Source organism: Streptomyces sp. TM32, assembly GCF_004122755.1.
Taxonomy (GTDB): Bacteria; Actinomycetota; Actinomycetes; order Streptomycetales; family Streptomycetaceae; genus Streptomyces; species Streptomyces sioyaensis.
The window spans coordinates 1-20,035 of record NZ_SDIG01000053.1 but is presented as its reverse complement, the minus strand read 5'-3'; the positions used below and the strand labels follow the sequence as shown (position 1 = coordinate 20,035).

Here is a 20,035-nt window from a genome sequence, read left to right as displayed (position 1 = left end):
TATTCGAGGGTGTTCGTGATTCCATCGTGCGGTACTCGTCCCGTGGCTGCACCTGCGGCCGGCCGCGGGTGCAGCCACGGGCGACGCCGTTCACAGGGTGATGCCTTGCACACACGGGGTCACCGGACGTCGTGCGTCATTCGCCCACCGCGCGATGCATCCGGCGAAAGCCGTCGAGTCCTGTTCCGCGGCGGTCGTGCCGCTCGCCCCGCGAGACGAAGCCGAGGCGCTGGTACAGCGCCCAGGCCCGGGTGTTGGAGCAGGAGACGTCTCCTTCGAGATGGGTCAGGCCGGCGGCCTGGGCGACACGTTCCGCCTGCTGCACCAGCAACGAGCCGTAGCCCTGGGAGCGGTGGGCCGGCCGTACCGAAAGGTTCGCCATGAAGAGGGCGTTCGGGCTCGGCGGGGCGAACAGCCGGGACACGGCCGCCGTCCGGCGCAGCACCGACAGCAGGCAGCTCGGCCCGAACCGGGCGGCGGACAGCAGCGTCTGGAGGCTCAGCGCCCGGTAGCGCCTTCCCGGGTACAGCGTCATGGTCGCCAGCACCTCGCCGTGGGGTGCGACCGCGAGGATCTGCTGGGCGTACCCGAAGATGCCCCGTCCGCGGAGGAAGTCCCGCCGCAGCAGCGCCGCCGGTCCGCCCGGGACGCCGCCCATCGTGCTGTCGAGGAGGCTGCGGGAGGACTCCCACATCAGGGGCACGACTTGGTCGGCGTCCGTCGGGCGGGCGGTGCGGAACTCGACGGGGAGGGGTGTGTTCATGGGTGCTCCGTGGGTCGGGTGGCGAGTGCCTGGCGCGCTGCGGCGCAGACGTTCTCCAGGGTGGGTTGGCGGATCAGGTCGCGCAGCCGGGCGTCGAAGGCGGGCTCGCCGGCCGCGCCGACCACCTCGGTGGCGACCGCGGCGAGCATGCGCAGCAGCGTCAGGGAGTCGCCGCCGAGCCGGTGGAAGTCGTCCTGCAGTGCGGGGTGCCGGCCCGAGTCGCCCAGCACGCGCGACCAGATCGCGGCGACGGCCGGTGCCACCGGATCGCACCCGGCCCCGGGCGGCCGGCGCCCGTCCTCCGCGTCGTCGGCCCGCGTGGCCGCCGCTGGTGCGCCGGCGGCCGGGCGCGCGCGGGCGAACGGGTCCGGGAGCGCCCGGACATCGACCTTTCCGTTGACCGTCCACGGGAAGGCTTCCAGCACGCACACGGCCGCGGGGACCAGGTAGGCCGGCAGCCGTTCGGCCACGTGCGTCCGCAGGGCGTCCGGTGCGGCGGTGCCGGTGACGTAGGCGCACAGCACGGGTTCGGCGCCGGGGCGTGGCGGGCGGGCGGTGACCACCGCGCGGCGCACGTCCGGATGACGTTCCAGCGCGGCCGCCACCTCGCCCGGCTCGATCCGGTGCCCCCGGACCGACAACTGGTCGTCGGTACGGCCGAGGTAGCGCAGCGCCCCGTCGTCCGTCAACCGCGCCAGGTCGCCGGTGCGGTAGACCCGGGTGCCGTCGGCGAGGTGCACGAAGCGCTCCCGGTCGAGGTCCGGTCGGCCGAGGTAGCCACGCGCCAGCTGCGCGCCGGCCAGATGGATCTCCCCCACCTCCCCCGGCCCGGTGAACCTCCCGTCGGCGTCCAGCAGGTACACCTCGGTGTTGTCCACCGGGAGGCCGATCGGCACGGCCGGGAGGCCCCCGTCGCGCTCGGGGTCGAAGGTGTGCACGATGCAGCCGATGGTCGCCTCGGTGGGGCCGTACTCGTTGACGATCCGGCAGTCCGGGCCGAACATCCGCTGCGCCCGTGCGGCCACCGGGCCGCGCAGCTGCTCGCCGCCCACCACGAGCACCCGGAAGGACCGCGGCTCGGTGTCGAGTGTGGTGAGCAGGTCGAGGTGGGCGGGGGTGAGCTTGAGGGCGTTGGCGCCCGAGCGGGTCAGCAGGTCGCGGAGCGTACGGTGGTCCGGCTCGTCCGGGACCAGGGCGATGCTGCCCCCGGCGGCCAGCGGCGCGAAGAGCGTGGTGCCGGTGAGGTCGAAGGCCAGGGACGTGAACAACGCGAAGCGGGTGGCGGCATCGATCCGGTACCGGTCGGTGGCCCAGTGCGTGTAGTTGACCAGCGCCCGGTGCTCGACCACGACGCCTTTCGGGCGGCCCGTCGAACCGGAGGTGTAGATGACGTACGCGGCGTCGTCCGGTTCCGCGGTCCCGGGGTGCGGCGGCGCACCGCTCACCGGCAGCTCGTCCAGGACGATCGCGGGGCAGTCCGGTCCCGGCAACGCCCGGTACGCGCCGCCGGTCAGGCAGTGCGAGGCGCCGGCGTCGGCCAGGACCGCGGCGATCCGGGCCGGCGGATGCGCCGGGTCGAGCGGCAGGTACGCGGCGCCTGCCTTGAGTACCCCCCACAGGCCCGCCACGGCCGGTGCGCTGCGGTCGGCGAGCAGCCCCACGACCGCGCCGCGCCCCACGCCCCGGCCGCGTAACTCCGCGGCCACCACGTCGGAGTGGCGGTCCAACTCCCCGTACGTCACCGTGCCGTGCGGCCCGGTGAGCGCCACCGCGTCAGGGGCGCGGTCCACCTGCTGCCGCAGCAGCGCGGTCAGCGTCAGCGGGGGAACGGAACGCCGCGAACCCACGGCCACGGGGCGGCGCCGTTCGCGGGGGGACAGTGCTTCGCACACCGCGTCCAGCAGCGCCGCCGCCCGGACGTCCGCGCGGGGGCCGCCGGGGTGGGACATGGCCAGTTCGGTACGGCCCGCGCACTCCACGGCGGTGAACGACAGCGGAACGAACGGCGCCTGGACCGGCAGCGAGTACACCGTGCGGGCCACGAAGCCCGGGGCGGACACCTCTTCCGGGCCGATCCGTCCGAGGGTGGTGACCAGGGCCGAGCAGGGGTAGCGGCCGGCCGCCGCGGTCGCCGTGTGCGCGGCCGTCAGCAGTGCGGCGAGCGGACCGAGTGGCAGCCGGGCAGCCGACTCCTCCTCACCGCCGGCCAGTTCGCGCCGCTCGGCCAGGGCCCGCAGCAGCTGCGCGTGCCACCGTTCCCAGGGGTCGCCCGCCCTGCCGTCGAGGAAGACGGGAAGGCTGAGATTGGCGGTGGAGCGCAACTGCGGGCGGTGCCGCCGGAGGTCCACCGGCACCATCACCCGGGTGGGGCCCGGGGCGAGGTCCGCGAGGGCGGCGGCGGTCTTCGCGACCAGGCCGGGGTGGCTGCCGTGCAGGGTCCGCCGCTGCCAGCGCGGGGCCCGGCCGTGGCGGACGCCCGCGAGCGGGGACCGCCACCGCGGGGCGACCGGCTCACGGTGGGCGCCGCCGAGGGCGTCGAGCAGGGCGAGGTCGTACAGCGGGGACGGGGCCCCGACGGGTGCCTCGCCGCGCAGCGCCCGGAACACATCCGCCGTCCAGGCGAGCGCGCCCCTCGCGTCCATGACCGCGTGGTGCACGCGGAAGACCAGCGTGGTGGTGGCGCCCTCGGTGCGGACGGCCACTTCACAGCCGCGGCCGTCGCCGGGGGCGAGCGGGGCCCGCAGCGCCGCACCGAGCCGGTCCACGGTCCGTACCGCGGGGGGCCGCCCGGTGTCCGTCCAGATACGGCCGCGGCGGCGCAGGCGTGCCCCGGGGCAGGCGTCGGACGCCACGTCGACCGCCCGGCGCAGCGCGTCGGGAGCGATGTTTCCGGTGCCCTCGACCACGATCTGGACGGCGAACGGCGGGGCGAGCCGGCCGCCGGCCAGGTAGAGCCATTCGGTGGGTGAGACGGGCCGCTCGAAGCGGCTGCTTTCGGGCCGGCGGGCCGGCGCGGGCACGGGCTCCCGGCCGGTGCGGGACTGCTGGACATGGGTCATGACGATCCGTTTCGTTGTGCTCGGCTGCCGCGGACGGGCCGGGCGGCAGTCCGTACGCGGGAGCCGGGAATCCGGGAAGCCGGGGAGCCGGGAAGCCGGGTGCGGTGCCGCTCCCGGGTCACCGGACGGCGCGTACGAAGGCCTCGACGCCGCCGGCCGACTCGACCCAGGCGGTCAGCTGCCGCAGCCCCGTCTCCTGGTCCGTGTCCGGGGTGTAGCCGAAGTCCCGTGCCGCGGCGCTCGTGTCATAGGTCGTGGAGCGGGTGAGGAGGGCGACGGTGTACCGGCTCAGCGGTGGGGCCACCCGTGCCCGCAGCGGGGGGAGTTGCCAGAGGCGGTCGACGGCCCCCGCCAGGGCGTCCCTGACCAGCGGTGGGAGCGGGCGGGTGGGTGGCAGCGCGCCGAACAGCCCTGCCAGACGGGCCAGGAAGGCCCACAGGTCCGTCCGCTCCCGGTCCGCGATGAAGTAGGCCTTGCCGCCGACCCGTTCCGCCGGGGCGGCGGCCGCCCGCAGGCACGCGGTCACCGCGTTGTCGCAGTGGCACAGGGACACCTCGACGCGCTTGCCCGCGGCGAGGTCGGGCAGCCGGCCCGCCCGCATCGCGCCGACCAGGCGGGGCAGGAAGCCGGAGTGGTCGCGCGGCCCCCAGATGCCGCGCGGGCGCAGCGCGACCGTGGAGAAGTCCGGCCCGTCCGCGGCCAGTACCCGCCGTTCCGCCGCGGCCTTGGTCTCGGAGTACAGATTGAGGAACCGGTCGGGGTACGGAACGCTCTCGTCGATGTCGAACCGGTCGCCGTCCCTGACCGGCATCAGCGCGCTGGGACTGCTGACGAACACGAAGCGGCGGGCACCGGCCCGGCGGGCGGCGTCCAGCAGCTGCTCGGTACCGGTCACATTTGCCTGCCAGAACCGGTCGCGGGTGCCGAAGTCCACCACCCGCGCCGCGCTGTGGTGCACGACGTCCACGCCCGCCACGGCGCGGCGCAGGGACTCGGCGTCCTCCAACGCGCCGTGGACCAGCTCGACGCCCTCCAGGGCCCGCAGCCGGGTGACGTCGCTGGTGCCGCGGACGAGGGCCCGTACGTGATGGCCCTCGGCCAGGCAGCGGTCCACGAGGTGTCCGCCGAGGAATCCGGACGCACCGGTCACCAGGACCTTCATTGCGTCCCCTCCCCCGTGCCCGTGCCCGTGCTCCGGTGTGCGGGGGCGGCGCCCGGGGGCAGCGTCCGCCACCAGGTCGCCCCGTAGAGCATGGTGAGGCCCACCGTCGCCGCGGTGCCCCGGCCGGCGGCCCGTCCGCGCGGCAGCGCGCTCGGAATCTGGGCGGCGTGCACCACGACGCTCAGAAAGACATCGGTCCACCACAGGGCCGTCAACACCGGGGAGTGGAACGGCCGTACGGCGCCGAGCAGCAGGTACGCCCACCCCGCCAGCGGGATCGCGCGCAGGGCCGTCCGCCGCCGCCGTGCCCCGCGGTCCAGCCGCCGGCCGGCCCAGCGGGCCAGCAGTTCCCGGCCGATCTTCGCGTTGTGCCGGGGGTCGACGGGGAAGGCCGGGTGCCGGAGGAAGTCCTGCACGTGCCGGGTCTGCGGATGCCCGGCGGCCAGCTGCCGCAGTTCGGTGACGAGGGTGCGCCACTGCGCGCGGCCGGTCCCCGGCTCGGTCTCCACGCAGAGCACCGGCCGTTGTACGCCCGCCGCTCCGACGCCGACCAGCGCGGTGCGCCGGACGAGCGGGTGGGCGTTGAACACGCCCTCGCAGCGGACCGTGTGCAGGTCGCCCTCGGCGGTGGTGACCCGCTGGGTGCGCCGCCCGGCGAACCACAGCCGGCCCGCGTCGTCCAGGCTGCCCAGGTCACCGGTGCGGTGCCAGAGCCGGTCCGGGCCGCCGTCCGCCGGGTGTTCCTGGATCTTGTGCTGGGCGTCCGCCGCCGGGGCCGCGTGGTAGCGGCGGCTGACCGTGTCCCCGGCCACGGCGATCTCGCCTACCTCGCCCGGTGGGACGGTGAGCGCGGGCTCCCAGTTCGGCAGCGGCCCGTCGGTGGTCCGTACGATCCGGACGTCGACCCCGGGCACCGGCCGGCCCACACAGGTGCCTTCGCCCCGTGCCGCGCGCGCCGCCGTCTCCCCCAGTACCTCGGCGGACTCCAGGGAGGAGATCGGCAGGGCCTCGGTGGCGCCGTACGTCGTATGGATCTCGGCCGCCTCGTCCAGCACGTCGCGCAGCACGGCGACGACGTCCGCCGGCACCGGAGCGCCACCGGAGACGACGCAGCGCAGCGCCGGGAGTGCGGTGGGCTGCCGGCGGAGGTGCTCGCCGAGCACCCGCAGCAACGCCGGGGAGGCGAACATCGTGGTCACCTCGAACCGCGCCAACGCCGCCACCACCGGACCGGGTTCGGCACCGGCCACCCTGGCGGGGGCCACCGGGGCCACCACCAGGGTGGAGCCGAAGACCAGATCGAGGATGCCGTAGAGCGGCAGGGTGACCAGCGAGACCTCCTCGCGGCTGCGCCGGTGTGCGGACGCGATGCCGCGCGCCGTCGCGGCGGCCATCCGGTGTGTGTACTCCACGCCCTTGGCCGGACCGGTGCTGCCGGTGGTGAACCCGATCATCAGCAGGTCGTCGCCACCGGCCGGCCGGCTCTCCGGAGCCCTCGCGGTGGCCGCGTCCTCCGCCGAAGGAGCCGGGCGGCGCAGCCCGTCGAGGGTGTGGCCGCCCCAGAACCACCGGCGGCCCACGGTCACCCGGATCCGGGCGCTCGCGAAGGTGCGGCGGCTGAGCACGCGGACGGCGTGCGCGGCCGGCGGCCCGATGAACGCCTCGGCGCCCACGGCGCGGTAGCAGTGCAGCATCCGCCGCACGCCCATGCCGGGGTCGACCACGACGGGCACGGCACCGACCCGGAACAGCGCGAACGCGAGCGCGAACAGGTCCGGCCCCGGAGGCGCCATCAGGACCGTTTTGGTGCCCCGCCCGATCCCGCTGCGCAGGAAGCCGGCCGCCAGGTCCTCGACCTGCTCCTGGAGTGCGCCGTAGGTGAGCGTGCGGTACCGGATTCCGCCGCCGGCCTCCGTGCCGTCCGGGTGGATGATCGCGGGCTTGTCGGGGAAGGCCCGGGCGTGGTGTTCCAGGTGCCCGGCGAGGTTCGGCTGCACGCCTTCCTGACGCTCCGTCAGAGCAGTACGCATGGCGCCGCCCTCACCTTCCCGTCAGGCGATAGCTCGCGCACGCGGCGCTCGGCCCGGCGCCCACGGTGACGAAGAGCAACTCTTCGTAGGCGTGTGGCAGTCCGCCGTCGAGGGCCGTCAGATAGCCGAGGACCGGGGCGGCGGTGTGCGGTTCGCCGGACCGCTCCGGGTCGCTTCCCGGAAGACGGGCGGCCAGGACGGAAGCGGGGTCGAGGCCCAGCCGCCCGGCGAGGCGTGCCGCGAAGTCGGGGGTGGGGCGGGAGCAGACGACCATCGTGCGCTCCGGGTCCAGGCCGTGCTCCTCGGTGTACTCCGCCACGGTGGCGGCGGCGAGGTCGAGCAGCCTCCCGGCCCGGTCCGCGTCCTGCTCGACGGTGATCAGCTGCCGGCCCCCGGCCCCCATCGCGGCCGTGTCCAGGTAGCCGGAGGTGCCGGTCGGCCCCGGGCCGCTCCGTAGGTGCACCGGCCCGAATCCGGCACCGGGGTCGGTGGAGCGCTCCAGCAACAGCGCCCCGCCCAGGTCCTCGTACGGGTACGCCGGGTCGTCGGCGGCCCGCCCGCCGGGGTGGACGTCCGCCGCGGTCACCAGCACCCGGTCGGTGCTGCCGGTGTCCAGCAGGGCCTGCGCCACCTGTACGGCGTTGAGCACGCCGCAGGCGCCGTTCATCAGGTCGAAGGAGAAGCCGGCGCTCGGCGCGGCGTCGGCGAGATAGTCCAGGTTGATGCCCGCTTCCTTCTGCACCATGGCCGCGAGGGCGGGTTCGAAGGTGTTGGACTCGCGGTAGACGCCGACGTTGATGAGCACCCCGACGGAGTCCGGCGACAGCCCCGTCCCGGTCAGGCAGTCATGGGCGGCCCGCCCGGCGAGCTGCACCGTGGTGGCAATGGCGTCGGCGGGACGCGGCAGGGCGAGGGAGGCAGCGGCGATCACGGCACCCACGGCTCACACCCCCATCGTGGAGATCGTTGCGGACAGGGCCCCGGCGACCACGCCCGAGGCGGCGGGCACCAGCAGGAATTTGCCGCCCGGCCGGGCCGTCCCGGCCTTCAAGTGCTCGCGCAATACCAGGAAGTGGGAGGTGGTGGCGGTATTGCCGAACCGCTCGACCACCGACAGCGACCGCGGCATCCCGGTACCGAACACCTCCTCCCCGGTCCGGTTCACGAACTCGACGAAGCGGGTGCCCACCTGGTGCTGCACGATGTAGTCGAACTCCTCGTCGGCGAAGGTGCGGCCCTGTTTCGCCAGGACGTCCCCGTGAAAGGTGGGCCAGAGCCGGAGCCGGTCCCGCTTGTGCATCTGCTTGTTGTCCGTGTAGAGGGCGATGCCCTCGGTCCGGTCGCTGGGCATGCCCAGGCACAGGTGCGAGTACTCCGCGCAGGTCATCATCTCCACGTAGTGGATCCGGTCGGCCTCGTCCACGGACTCGTCGAGGATGACGGCCGCCGCCGAGTCGCCCACCGAGAGCGAGGCGAACTGCGGATCGTAGGAGTCGGTGATCTCGGCGGCCGCGGTCCGGGCCACCTTGGTGGCCTGCTCGCCGCTGACCACCAGGCCGTTCCTCGCCACGCCGGCCCGGATGAGCCGGTCCAGCAGGTACACACCGGTGAGCATCCCGGCGCAGGCGTTGGACACATCGAAGTGGATCGCGCTCCGCGCGCCCAGCTCGGCGGCCAGCTGCCGGGCGAAGGAAGGCTCGAAGGCGAAGCGGTCGCCGTCCTGGAAGCGGGTGATGGACGCGGAGATCACCACGTCCAGATCGGCCGCCTCGTAACGGGAATTGCCCAGGCAGTCCCGGGCCGCCCGCAGCGCCAGACCGTAGGAGTCCTCGCCCGCCTCCGGCCGGGGATCATGGACCCTCCGCTCCGCCACCCCCGTGATCCGTTGCAGGTCGAATTCCTGCGCTCCGGACACCTGGGCCACCAACTCCGCAGTCGTCTGCACGGTGGGCGGCAGATAAGCGCCGAGCGCCTCTAACCGACTGCTCCTGCTGGTCATCGTCCTCACTCCTTTTCCTTGCCCCGCTCGTGGGTACCGACGGCAGAGCCGGCACGCCCCACCCGAGGCCGCACGGCGGGATGTTCGTCCCGCGCCTCCACCGAGGCAGCGCGCAGCGGATGCGGGCATCGAACGTCCCGCACCGGCCGGTGGCGCGGCGATTCCCCATGGAGGCGCCTGCCAGAGGTCATGACCCCGTTCACGGCAGGAAGACTGCTGATTTCCTACGGAGGCGGCGACAGCGGCGCACCCCGCGATGCCGCGTCCGGAGGCGGACTTCTGGTCCTGCCTCTCTGGAGCGGCGCTGATACTTACCGTATCCCGTGATCTGTCTGCATGACCTGACATGGCACATGACGTTGATCACTGAGAACAGCGGGTGAGCCTCCGGAACCAAAACCCCGCGGCGAACGACGTGCGTGCGTCGGCGCTCACCGCGGGCCGTTTCATGGGCTTCGCGTACGTGGTCAGCGCGGTGGAGACAGGAAGGCCGAGACGAGCTCGGTCACGGCGGCTGCCTGGGTGTCCACGAAGAAGTGGCCGCCATGGACCGGGTGCAGGGCGAACGATGCGGTTGTCCGGTCGGCCCAGCGTGCCATGTGGTCCGCGGAGGCACGGTCGTCCTCGGTACCGGCGAGGGCGAGGATCGGCACGTCGAGCGGCGGCTCACCGCGGTGGCGGTACGACTCCACGATCGCGAAGTCCGCACGGAGGGCCGGCATCAACAGGCTCATCAGTTCCGGCTGGGCCAGCACCGCTTCGGGGGTACCGCCCAAGTCGCGCAGGGCCTCGGTGAATTCGTCGTCAGGCAGCTCGCTGACCTGCCGGAACCGCCACGGCAGATCCGGTGCCTGGCGGCCGGACACCACGAGGCCCTGCGGCATGGGCAGTCCGCGTCGCCGGATCTCCAGACACAGTTCGTAGCCGACCGTCGCCCCGAGACTGTGACCGAACAGCACGTACGGCCGATGCGGTAACCCGGGGAGCGCGTCCGCGAGCGGATGCAGCAGTGACGGCAGATCGCGGCAGGGTTCCTCGCCGTAGCGGCGGCCGCGGCCCGGCGGGGTCATGGCGAGCACCTCGACCGACGGTCCGAGCAACTCCCCCCAGCGACGGTAGGTCTGGGGTCCCCCGCCGGCATACGGGAGACAGAGCAACGTCCGCTCGGCGAGCGGCGCGGGCTCCCCGGTCCACCAGGGAGCGGCCAGGGATCGTGTGATGCCGAACATCGCGTGTCCTCGTTTCCACGACGGCAGGCCGGTCAGCCGCACAGACTCAGCGGCCGCATGTCGGCCCATACCCTGCCACGTGCGCCACACAGTCGCCCGTGGCCCCCTGGAACCTGGGGTCGGTCCATCTCACCGGGGGACTCTCCGACGACCAATCCCACTCCAGTGGCCATCGTCCAGCGGTCGGGTCACGGGACATCCGGTGTCGGCGTCCGGCTCCCACGAAGGCCGGCGTCCAGTATGCGGATCAACTCCCCCACCCGTCCGCCTCCGGCCGGTGCCGCCGGGAAGCGTGCGAGCACGTCAATGACGACCGGTGTCGCACGATGCGCGGCCCGCTCAAGATGTTCGGCACCCACGTTCCGGTCGTCGCCCGCGACGAGTTCGGCCGCTCTGGCCGCGTACGCGCCTGCTCCGAGAATGTGCTTGACCTGGGTGGCCTTGGCCAGCGGATGCAGGTACGCGGCGCCTGCCGCGGACATCGCCGCCAGGGCTGCCTCGCGCGCAGCCGCGGTTTCCGGACTCTTGGCTGCCTTGAGGGCCGCCCACGCTGTGTCGCGCAGAGATTTGCCGCGCTCACCACCCCGGGCGAACTCCCACGCGGCACCGATGGCATCCCGAGGTCGCGAGTCGTCCGGCTGATCGGCCTCGAACACCGCGAGCACCACCTCCGCGCACGCCGCAGCGAACGCGGTGACCTCACGAAGGTCCTGCTTGCTCAGAACGATCTCGCGCGCTGTCTCTGTCATGGCTCCATCTTCGACCACCGCGCGGGACACCGTCTCAGTGCGGCCGGCCGACCGGCACTGTCCGGCTCGTGGTCTGCCCGACCCGGTCTCGTGGTCACCACGATCCATATCGTGGAAATCCGTAGCGTTTACCGCTTTCCATAGCGATGAGCGTCCTTGTATGGCATAAATTGCCGGACCCCGATGCGTTGACTCTTTCGGCGGGGTCGTCAGTTCATCGAGGAGTCTGAACAGGGCTCCCCGCACGGACTGATTCCACAGATCGGCATCAGGGGGGCAAGGCAATGAGCGCGCAATCGCAGGGCCGCTGCGACTCCATGACATTCCCCAGGGTGCCAGGCAAAGGCATGAGGAATGACGAAAGGAACACACATGCGCCCATTCAAGAGACGCCTCAGGAGCATCATGCTCGTGATTGCCGCTCTTTCGGTCGCTGCCGGCTCAATAGTGGGAACAGCAAGCACTGCCGCTTCAGTCAGTGGTTTCCAGCCTGCTCATACGCTCACAAGCGAGGAGGTAAACGAGATGGCCGACCTTGCGGCCGGCCACTCATACCCCAAGCACGTCCACGATCAGAATGAGTGCCAGAACGTCCTCGGGCGCCAGTGCAACTTCGATGAGTGGCGGGACATGATACGAGACACCCTCACACGTCCCACCGACTCCTACGCTCGCCGCTACGGCGGAGACGTCTACTGGCGTACCACCGGCGAGAACCAGCTCCAAGGCATGATCGTGATCCTCAACCCCGCCAATCCGGACAGATCCACCGCATTCCTGACGACCTATGCCTACTATCAAAACGACGCCACCCGAAGCGGATTGGCCACAGGCGCGGCGGCAGTATGCGGCATATCCGGCCCGGGAGGCAAAAAGCGCAGCACGGACCAGTCCCCGGCCAGTTCTGCCAGTTCCTGCCCGGGGATCGACGCCTCGTTCCGGTCGAGCCGAAAGGACGAGGTATACCTCTTCAGGGGTAACCAGTACGCCCTGGTGAAGTCCGCCCCGGGCACCACGGACGACAATATCATCAACGGCCCCAAGGCCATCGCAGAAGGCTGGCCGTCCCTCAAGGGAACCGTATTCGAGAACGGAATCGACGCCGCAGTCCAGTCACCCGCCAACACGGAAGAGGTATACCTCTTCAAGGGCGACCAGTATGCCCTGGTGAACTATGCGCCGGGTACCACTGGTGACAAGATCATCAACGGCCCCAAGGCGATCACAGAAGGCTGGCCATCCCTTAAGGGGACCGTATTCGAGAAGGGGGTCGACGCCGCATTGCGGTCGAGCCGAAAGGATGAGGTATATCTCTTCAAGGGCGACCAGTATGCCCTGGTGAAGTCCGCCCCGGGCACCACGGACGACAATATCATCAACGGCCCCAAGGCCATCGCAGAAGGCTGGCCGTCCCTCAAGGGAACCGTATTCGAGAACGGAATCGACGCCGCAGTCCAGTCACCCGCCAACACGGAAGAGGTATACCTCTTCAAGGGCGACCAGTATGCCCTGGTGAACTATGCGCCGGGTACCACTGGTGACAAGATCATCAACGGCCCCAAGGCGATCACAGAAGGCTGGCCATCCCTTAAGGGGACCGTATTCGAGAAGGGGGTCGACGCCGCATTGCGGTCGAGCCGAAAGGATGAGGTATATCTCTTCAAGGGCGACCAGTATGCCCTGGTGAAGTCCGCCCCGGGCACCACGGACGACAAAATCATCAACGGCCCGAAAGCCATCACAGAAGGCTGGCCGTCCCTCAAGGGAACCGTATTCGAGAACGGAATCGACGCCGCAGTCCAGTCACCCGCCAACACGGAAGAGGTATACCTCTTCACGGAGGACCAGTACGTACTGGTGAACTATGCTCCCGGTACCACGGATGACAAGATCATCAATGGCCCGAAACTCATCGCAGAAGGCTGGCCATCCCTCAAGGGAACCGTATTCGCAAGCTAACCGGGAAACGATGACGAGAGCTCATGACGTGATCACGTGGTTGGGTTCTTCAGTCGTCGTCCGTAGATGAGTCGGTAGCGATTCGCCGGCCGGGTCCCTTTGCGGGCCCGGCCGGCGAATCCACTTCCTGGCCTTCACAGCATCACCCGCACCTCCATCTGCCACCGCGAGGGAGGCCACGCGGACAAGGCTTGCGACATCCACCCTGCGGCGATGGCTCTGGGGCGTCTGGGCATCTGGCACCTGGCACCTGGCACCTGGCACCTGGCACCTGGCACCTGGCACCTGGCACCTGGCACCTGGGGCCAGCACATCGGGGTCCGGCTCGCTCGCAAGGGTGTCGAGTCCCGTCATCGACACCGTCTTATTCATTGGTTTCGCTTCGTGTGGCTGTGCTTTCTTGGCTGCGTGCCGGACCGTTCGGCACCTCATCCATCCACCTTCCGAGAGACAGCTTCATGCACTCCACTCGCCACCCCCGCATCGCAGTGGTCGGCGCCGGCCTCGGGGGCCTTGTCTGCGCCCGCGTCCTGCAACTCCACGGCCGGCCGGTCACCGTCTTCGAACGTGAGGCGTCCACCGGTGCCCGCCCCCAGGGCGGCAGCCTCGACATCCACGCCGGCACCGGCCAGGTGGCCCTGCGTGCGGCGGAGTTACTCGACCGGTTCCGCGCCGTGGCCCGTCCTGAGGGCCAGGAGTGGCGCCTGCTCGACCCTGCCACCGCCGCCGTCCTGCCTGTCGAGGGCCCCGGCCACGATGCCGACAGCCCCGAAGTCGACCGCGGTCAACTGCGTGGCCTGCTCCTGGATTCCCTTGCCGAGGGCACCGTCCGGTGGGACCACGCAGTGACCGGTGTCGAGCCGCTCGGCGACGGCCCCTGGCGGCTCCGTTTCGACGACGGCACCACCGAGGAGGCCGACCTCGTGGTCGGTGCCGACGGTGCCTGGTCGCGCGTCCGCGCAACCCTGTCGGACGCCACGCCCGGCTACCACGGTGTCACCTTCGTCGAAGCCGGTTTCGACGACTGCGACGCCCGCCATCCCGCCCTTGCCGGCCTCGTCGGCAACGGCACCATGCTGGCGAGCACCGGTAGCAGGGCGCTGCTGGCCCAGCGCAACAGCAATGGCCACATCCGCGTCTACCTCGCCTTCCGCGCCCCGCAGGATTGGCACGTGGCCGCCGAGGTGGCGCTCGATGACACGGCGGCCGTCCGCGCACACCTGCTGACGATGTTCGAGGGATGGGACGAGCAGCTGCTCGCTCTCGTACGGCACCACGACGGCGGATTCGTCAATCGCCCCGTGTTCGTGCTGCCGGTCCCCCATGCCTGGGAACACGTCCCTGGCATCACGCTGCTGGGCGACGCCGCGCATCTGATGCCCCCCGTAGGGCTCGGCGCGAACCTCGCCATGCTCGATGGCACGGACCTCGCCCACGCCCTCATCACCGAATCCACCCTCGACGACGCCGTACGCGCCTATGAAAGCCTCATGCTGCCCCGCTCGGCCCAGGCCGCCCGGGAATGCGCCGAAGCGCTCGACGGCCTCCTCGGCTCTTAGAGTCGCGCGAGAGCCGGCATGAGGTGCAGCGCGTTGTCCCGGTTGATGCCGCGCCGCTGGCTGTCGGAGAGGGCCGGGTCCCGGTCGAGGGCCGGCGCCACGACATCGGTGATGATCTCGGCCGATGTGGGGGGCCAGTCGGTCCCGTAGAGGATCCGGCCGGGATCGACGGTGGAGATCAGCGTGGGGGTGGCGGAGGGGGACATCGGTGCCGCGGTGTCGTAGTAGAAGCGATGCAGGTAATCGCGGACGCGAGCGGGCTCGATTTTCGGGGTGAGCATGTGCGTGAAGAGTTCCAGGCGCGTCGCCATGTAGGGCAGGAATCCACCGCCGTGGGGGAGGATGAACGAGAGATTCGGATACCGGTCCAGGGTCCCCTGGAGAATCAGATTGATGGCAGCGCGCGTGGTGTCCAGCAGGAAGTCGCACATGAAGGGCGGCAGCCCTGGCATGACCGGGCCTGAGGGGATCTCCATGGGATGGGTGCTGACGACTGCTGATCGTTCGTTGAGTTCCGCGAGCAGCGATTCGTGCGCCGCGTCACCGAGGTATGCGCCGCCCATGCTGGTGCGGGTGCTCACGCCGACGGCACCGTAGTCGTCAAGTCCCTTGCGCATGGACCACCTTGACGTCTCCAGGTCGTCGAGGAAGACCGGGGTGAAGAAGGCGAAGCGCCGGGGGTGGGCTTGTGCGAGATCGGACATGGCCTGGAGGGAGATGTGCAGGCCCTCTTTACGCTGCTGGGGGTCCTGAGCGGGGCTGCCCGGCATGGCAGCGGTCAGAATGCTGGTGCTGATCCCGGCCTTGCTCATGACGTCGAGCGTGGTGTCCGCGTCCCAACGAGTCCACCAGGGCAGCTTTTCGCGTCGCGTCAGGCCTTTGCTTTCGGCCCAGTCGATCCAGGCCGGAGCGGTGAAGTGATGGTGTACGTCCACGCGACCGCTCTCGGTGGTCTGGTCCCCCCGGGCGGTCTTCGCTGCCCGTCGCTTGTCAGTGCCGGGAGACTTGCTGGGGTGCTGCTCGGGTGATGTCACGTGGATCTCCCTGCTTGCTCTGACGGCGAGCTGTTGGCGGAGGGGGCTGTTTCACGGGAAGAGGCCTTCTCTTGGGGCGGGGCTTTTTTCTCTGAGAGAGGCTTGCCGGGGCGATGGGACTACGGGCGGTGCAAGAGCTTTCCGAGCACGTCCGTCAAGACCTTGTGCGGGTCCCCCGCGTCGCCGTTGCCCGACTTCCATGCCACGAAGCCGTCGGGGCGTACCAATACCGCACCGTCGTCCTGCGTTCCGTGCAGTTGCGCCCAGTCCACTCCGGGTTCCGGGAGCAGGTCGCACTCGGACGTATTGCCGATGAGGTAGGCGGCGAGAGGTACGTCCAACTCTTCTGCTACGGCGCGAGCCGCGTCCCGCCAGGCGCTGCCCGCGGGACCGCTGAGGACGGTGCAGGACGTCTCGTACAGATCCAGGGTGGACATCCTCTTGCCGTCCCGCTCGACCCACAGGTGGGGAGCCCGGCTGCCGGGTGCGCCGCCCAATTCGAATGCGCGGGGAACGACGTCACCGTCCGGATCGCCGCCCAGGATTGCGTCCGAGGCGTAGCGATAGCACAACGCGACGGTGAGCAGGTCGGCCGGATCGTTGTTGCGGGAAGCGGCCGCGGTGTATCCGGGGTGCTGTTCCTCCACCGCCTGCTGTGAGGCGCGGAGGGTGGTTGCCAGGGCGACCGACCTCCGTTCCTCCTGATACGTGTCCAGCAGCGCACGGCCGGCCCAGCCGCGCAGAACGGCGGTGATTTTCCAGGCCAGGTTGTGCGCGTCCTGGATCCCGGTGTTCGAGCCGAAGGCACCCGTCGGCGGCATTTCGTGTGCCGAGTCGCCGGCCAGGAAGACCCGGCCCCGGCCATAACTGTCGGCGACTCTGTTGGCCGCGTGCCAAGGGGCCTTTCCCGTGATCTCCACATCGATGTCGGGGTCACCGGCCGCCGCGCGGATGTGCGCGGTGAGGCGCATGTCGGTGAAGGCGTCCAGTGTCTCGCCGCGGTCGTATGCCCAGGGGACGTGGAAGACCCACTGCTCGTTGTTGTCGACCGGCAGCAAGGCCCCCTCGCCGTCGGGATTGGTGATGTAGCAGACGACGAACCGGCGGTCCCCCACGACGTTCTTGAGGTTCTTGCTGCGGAACGTGACGCTGACGTTGTGGAACAGGGTTCCCGGGCCGGTGTGCCCGATGTCCAGGCTCTTGCGGACCGGGCTCCTGGGGCCGTCGGCGGCGATGAGGTATTCCGCCTGCACCGCTCGTGACTCGCCGGTTTCCCGATTGCACAATTCGGCATGGACGCCGCGGTCATCCTGTGTGTACGAGATGAGTTCCGTACCGAAACGCACATCGCCGCCCAGCTCGCGGGCGTACTTCAACAGCACCGGCTCCAGGTCGTTCTGGCTGCACAGGCACCAGCCTGACGGGGTGATGCTGGACAGTGAGGAATCCGGATCGATACGCGGGATGATCCATCGCTGCTCGTCGCTGGAGAGCCTTTCCGTCTGCAGCACCCCGTCGTTCCCCGAGAGCGCGGAGGCCGCCTCGCGGATGGCCGGCTCGACGCCTGCGGTGCGGAACAGCTCCATGGTGCGGATATTGTTCCCGCGGCCCCGCGGGTGCATGGACGTCTCGGCGTGCCGCTCCACCAGGAGGTGTTTCACCCCCAGGCGACCGAGGAACACCGAGGCGGATAGACCGACCAAGGATCCACCTGCAATGAGTACCGGCACGGATTCTGCAGCGCTGTCACTCATGTCTGTTCCTCTTGTCGGCGTCCTGAAGGCCAGGGCTGATGGGTGCGGAAAGGCAGGGCTGATGGGTGCGGATCCTGGGAACAACTCTCGACCGTGCGCCTTCCGGTGCGCGAGTCCTGTTGCTCCGATCGGGAGGCGGAAGTGGCGGGGCCGGTTTCTTCCCCAGCGGGGCCGGATATGGCGCCCTTCCGGAGGCAATGGCGGTCCCCGAATGGGCTAGTGCGGAAGTTTCGCGCTTACCGGCTCCGGGAACTTTTCGATCGGCCCTCCGCATTCATTTCAGCCCCGAAGGCAGGGCTCCCCTCTTGCAGCATTCATCTCGGCTGCACTTCCAGCGGCAGCCCTCACTTCAGGATGTGCCGTGACAGACGTATATGAGTCTTCAGACCCCGCAGCTGCCGCCTCCGCATGCACCCCGGAATTCCGCACGAACCCGCACCCCGTCTATGCCCAGTTGCGGAAAGACTCTCCGGTCTGCCCCCTGCTCCCGCCGCACGGCGTGGAGACGTACCTGATCACCCGGTACGACGACGCGCGGACCGCGCTGGCCGATCCTCGGTTCAGCAAGGACATGTACGGGGCCATGGACGCCTACCAGCGGATCTTCGGCGACTCCTCGGTGGCGCTGGACGACAACATGCTGTTCTCCGATCCGCCGAAGCACACGCGGCTCCGCCGGGTCGTCAACGGCGCTCTCACCCCGCGCCGTGTGGAGGCCCTTCGCCCGCGGGTCCAGGAGATCGCGGACGGACTGCTCGACCGGTGCTCGACCCGCGAACCGGTGGACCTGCTGCCCTCCTTCGCCTTCCCGCTTCCGCTCAATGTGATCTGTGAGCTGCTCGGCGTGCCGGAGGACGAACGCGAGCAAGCGCACACGTGGTCCGTCACGGTGGCCAAAACGGGATTCGGGCCCGAGGCGAAAAAGGCGCTCGAAGAAGCCGAGGGTAATCTGCGCAACTATCTGGTGGATCTCATCGCGCGCAAGCGGCGCAACCCGGGCGAGGACCTGCTGAGCGCGCTGATCACGGCTCAGGACGAGGACGGCGCGCTGACCGACAGTGAACTGGTCTCGACCGCCTGGGTCCTGCTCTTCGCCGGCCACAAGACCACGGCCTATCTGATCGGGAACGCCGTCTACCATCTGCTCACCCACCAGGACCAGCTCCGCACGGTGAAGCAGGATCCGGCGCTTTTCCCGCAGGCCATCGAGGAATTGCTGCGGTACGAAGGGTCCGTCGAGAACTCGACGTTCCGCTATGCCACCGAAGACGTGAAAATCCGCGACGTCCTCATCCCGAAGGGCGCGCTCGTACAGATCGCCATCGCGTCCGCGAACCGGGATCCGGAGGCATTCGATGATCCGGACCGGCTCCATCTGATGCGCGAAGGCGTCCAGAGCACCCACATCGCGTTCGGACACGGTCCGCACTATTGCGTCGGGGCTCCGTTGGCCCGGCTCGAAATGCAGATCGCGCTCACCACGCTGTTCCGCAGGTATCCCGACGTCGCCATGGCCGTACCGCCGGAGGACGTGCGTTGGCTCACCGTGCCCTTCCCCGCGTTCCGTGGCCTGGTCGAACTGCCGGTGTCCCTGGAGCCCGGCGGGACGCGCTGACGTCCGCGCGGCGTTGGGAGTTGGGCGGGCGGGCTGCTCGCAACGGCCGTGCAGCCCGCCGAAGCGGCCGGCGGGCGAACTCGCAGCAGCCGGCCGGGTGGTCCAGCGGACCGGGCGTCAGGCGCGGACCCCGAGCGGTACCACGACCATCTTCGTCACCGTGCCGTCGGCCCCGACGACATCGCGGATGTGCTGGGAGCCCAATTTGCCGGCCATGCCCAGGCAGGGAGTGTTTTCGGCGCCCACCATGCCGTAGACCTCGGTGAGCTTCAACGTGTCGGCGGCGTAGTGCAGCAGCCCTTGCACGAGTTCGGTTCCCAGGCCCTTGCCCCAGTGTTCCCGGACGAGCGCGGCGACGACCTCGTGGCCGTCGACGTTGCCCGTCTTCTTGAGCTCCGCGTGGCCCACGTACGCACCGCCGGACCACACGGCCCATATGTCGAACAGGTTCTTCGGGTAGACGTCGGTGAGGATGGACCGGAATATCGCTCGGATGTCTATTTCCGGTGATCTTTCCTGGCCCATCCAGCGGCAGACGACTTCATCCCTGAGCAGGGCCACGAAGGCGTCCTCGTCCTCGGGCCGGTAGGGCGAGAACACCAGTCGGTCGGTGTGCAGGGTAGGGATCATTTCAGCGTCCTTCTCGTTCGTGAGAACCGGAGATCTCGGTGGCGTGAGAAACGATGCCGGGCCGAGGGAATCCGCCGGCAGAAGATCAGGGATGTGCACCGTTCCCGGGCGGCCACACGAGTCGTTCACCAGGAACGAACATGGCTGCGCGAGTCCTTCGCCGGCCGGCGGGAGAATTGCTCCGCGCGATCACCGCGGCCCCCCTCACCCCGTCAACGTCCTGAATTCAGCACTCAGGCACGTGCCGTGCGCGTGATGCACCCCCTGGTATAGCGCAAGGAGCCATCTTTCGCACTACTTGGCACCTAAGCGGAATGACCGTCAATTTGGACGTACGTCAGCATCAGTAGCGGATGCCTGAGGGGGGAGGTATTCCGAGGAAGGTGCCGCTCATTTTTTGGCAACGAGAAGTGTGTGGGAGGGGAGATGTGATACGGGGGTGGGTGGAGATGTGATGTGGGGTGACGGGGCGCCGCTCTGCGTCCTCGCGGTC

14 protein-coding genes are annotated in these 20,035 nt (G+C 70.0%); 3 read left to right on the top strand and 11 right to left on the bottom strand.

The window, feature by feature from the left end; translation table 11 throughout:
- Positions 1 to 136: 136 nt before the first annotated feature.
- From EST92_RS14660 to EST92_RS14625, 8 genes are all read right to left on the bottom strand, one after another.
- Positions 137 to 763 (bottom strand): GNAT family N-acetyltransferase, encoded by a 627-nt coding sequence (locus tag EST92_RS14660; protein ID WP_129281373.1) that lies wholly within the window; start codon positions 761 to 763, stop codon positions 137 to 139.
- The gene (locus EST92_RS14655) at positions 760 to 3,822 is read right to left on the bottom strand and encodes a non-ribosomal peptide synthetase (RefSeq protein WP_129281372.1); all 3,063 of its coding nucleotides are present in this window, start codon (positions 3,820 to 3,822) and stop codon (positions 760 to 762) included. The genes EST92_RS14660 and EST92_RS14655 overlap by 4 nt, the downstream gene beginning before the upstream one ends.
- 118 nt (positions 3,823 to 3,940) lie before the next feature.
- Positions 3,941 to 4,984 carry an NAD-dependent epimerase/dehydratase family protein gene (locus EST92_RS14650; RefSeq protein WP_129281371.1) on the bottom strand — a complete coding sequence of 348 codons (1,044 nt, stop codon included), beginning with the start codon at positions 4,982 to 4,984 and terminating at the stop codon, positions 3,941 to 3,943.
- Positions 4,981 to 7,014 (bottom strand): fatty acid CoA ligase family protein, encoded by a 2,034-nt coding sequence (locus tag EST92_RS14645; protein WP_129281370.1) that lies wholly within the window; start codon positions 7,012 to 7,014, stop codon positions 4,981 to 4,983. The genes EST92_RS14650 and EST92_RS14645 overlap by 4 nt, the downstream gene beginning before the upstream one ends.
- Positions 7,015 to 7,024: 10 nt before the next feature.
- On the bottom strand, positions 7,025 to 7,954 hold the full coding sequence (locus tag EST92_RS14640) for a hypothetical protein (RefSeq protein ID WP_129281369.1): 930 nt from the start codon (positions 7,952 to 7,954) through the stop codon (positions 7,025 to 7,027).
- 3 nt (positions 7,955 to 7,957) lie between these two features.
- Positions 7,958 to 9,013: a 3-oxoacyl-[acyl-carrier-protein] synthase III C-terminal domain-containing protein gene (locus tag EST92_RS14635; protein ID WP_254068815.1), complete on the bottom strand. Its 1,056-nt coding sequence runs from the start codon at positions 9,011 to 9,013 to the stop codon at positions 7,958 to 7,960.
- A 467-nt stretch (positions 9,014 to 9,480) separates the two neighbouring features.
- Complete coding sequence (locus tag EST92_RS14630) at positions 9,481 to 10,242, bottom strand: alpha/beta fold hydrolase (protein ID WP_161981738.1); 762 nt, start codon at positions 10,240 to 10,242, stop codon at positions 9,481 to 9,483.
- Positions 10,243 to 10,430: 188 nt separating this feature from the next.
- Entirely contained in the window at positions 10,431 to 10,991 is a 561-nt protein-coding gene (locus tag EST92_RS14625; protein ID WP_129281367.1) for a putative immunity protein, read from the bottom strand.
- A gap of 372 nt (positions 10,992 to 11,363) precedes the next feature.
- Between EST92_RS14625 and EST92_RS31790 the strand changes: the two genes are divergently transcribed.
- Positions 11,364 to 12,950, top strand: a complete 1,587-nt coding sequence (locus EST92_RS31790) for a hemopexin repeat-containing protein (RefSeq protein WP_216849101.1) — start codon at positions 11,364 to 11,366, stop codon at positions 12,948 to 12,950.
- Between the two features lie 458 nt (positions 12,951 to 13,408).
- A complete protein-coding gene (locus tag EST92_RS14605) occupies positions 13,409 to 14,509 on the top strand; it encodes an NAD(P)/FAD-dependent oxidoreductase (RefSeq protein ID WP_129281366.1) in 1,101 nt (366 codons plus the stop codon).
- Here EST92_RS14605 and EST92_RS14600 read toward each other — a convergent pair.
- Together EST92_RS14600 and EST92_RS14595 are read right to left on the bottom strand one after the other, a co-directional pair.
- Positions 14,506 to 15,543, bottom strand: coding sequence for an amidohydrolase family protein (locus EST92_RS14600; protein WP_343283796.1), 1,038 nt, complete (start codon positions 15,541 to 15,543; stop codon positions 14,506 to 14,508). The two genes, EST92_RS14605 and EST92_RS14600, sit on opposite strands and share 4 nt — an antisense overlap.
- A 119-nt stretch (positions 15,544 to 15,662) precedes the next feature.
- Entirely contained in the window at positions 15,663 to 17,297 is a 1,635-nt protein-coding gene (locus EST92_RS14595; RefSeq protein WP_129281365.1) for an FAD-dependent monooxygenase, read from the bottom strand.
- A gap of 361 nt (positions 17,298 to 17,658) precedes the next feature.
- Between EST92_RS14595 and EST92_RS14590 the strand changes: the two genes are divergently transcribed.
- Complete coding sequence (locus tag EST92_RS14590) at positions 17,659 to 18,912, top strand: cytochrome P450 (protein ID WP_129281364.1); 1,254 nt, start codon at positions 17,659 to 17,661, stop codon at positions 18,910 to 18,912.
- Positions 18,913 to 19,029: 117 nt separating this feature from the next.
- On the opposite strand, the gene EST92_RS14585 is transcribed toward EST92_RS14590, so the two are convergent.
- Positions 19,030 to 19,542, bottom strand: coding sequence for a GNAT family N-acetyltransferase (locus EST92_RS14585; protein WP_129281363.1), 513 nt, complete (start codon positions 19,540 to 19,542; stop codon positions 19,030 to 19,032).
- Positions 19,543 to 20,035: the final 493 nt, after the last annotated feature.

Bases quoted from the DNA above. Each gene is read 5' to 3' on its own strand.
- EST92_RS14650 (WP_129281371.1), bottom strand. From the start codon at position 4,984: ATGAAGGTCCTGGTGACCGGTGCGTCCGGATTCCTCGGCGGACACCTC.
- EST92_RS14585 (WP_129281363.1), bottom strand. From the start codon at position 19,542: ATGATCCCTACCCTGCACACCGACCGACTGGTGTTCTCGCCCTACCGG.
- EST92_RS14630 (WP_161981738.1), bottom strand. From the start codon at position 10,242: ATGTTCGGCATCACACGATCCCTGGCCGCTCCCTGGTGGACCGGGGAG.
- EST92_RS14605 (WP_129281366.1), top strand. From the start codon at position 13,409: ATGCACTCCACTCGCCACCCCCGCATCGCAGTGGTCGGCGCCGGCCTC.
- EST92_RS14635 (WP_254068815.1), bottom strand. From the start codon at position 9,013: ATGACCAGCAGGAGCAGTCGGTTAGAGGCGCTCGGCGCTTATCTGCCG.
- EST92_RS14655 (WP_129281372.1), bottom strand. From the start codon at position 3,822: ATGACCCATGTCCAGCAGTCCCGCACCGGCCGGGAGCCCGTGCCCGCG.
- EST92_RS14645 (WP_129281370.1), bottom strand. From the start codon at position 7,014: ATGCGTACTGCTCTGACGGAGCGTCAGGAAGGCGTGCAGCCGAACCTC.
- EST92_RS14595 (WP_129281365.1), bottom strand. From the start codon at position 17,297: ATGAGTGACAGCGCTGCAGAATCCGTGCCGGTACTCATTGCAGGTGGA.
- EST92_RS14660 (WP_129281373.1), bottom strand. From the start codon at position 763: ATGAACACACCCCTCCCCGTCGAGTTCCGCACCGCCCGCCCGACGGAC.
- EST92_RS31790 (WP_216849101.1), top strand. From the start codon at position 11,364: ATGCGCCCATTCAAGAGACGCCTCAGGAGCATCATGCTCGTGATTGCC.
- EST92_RS14625 (WP_129281367.1), bottom strand. From the start codon at position 10,991: ATGACAGAGACAGCGCGCGAGATCGTTCTGAGCAAGCAGGACCTTCGT.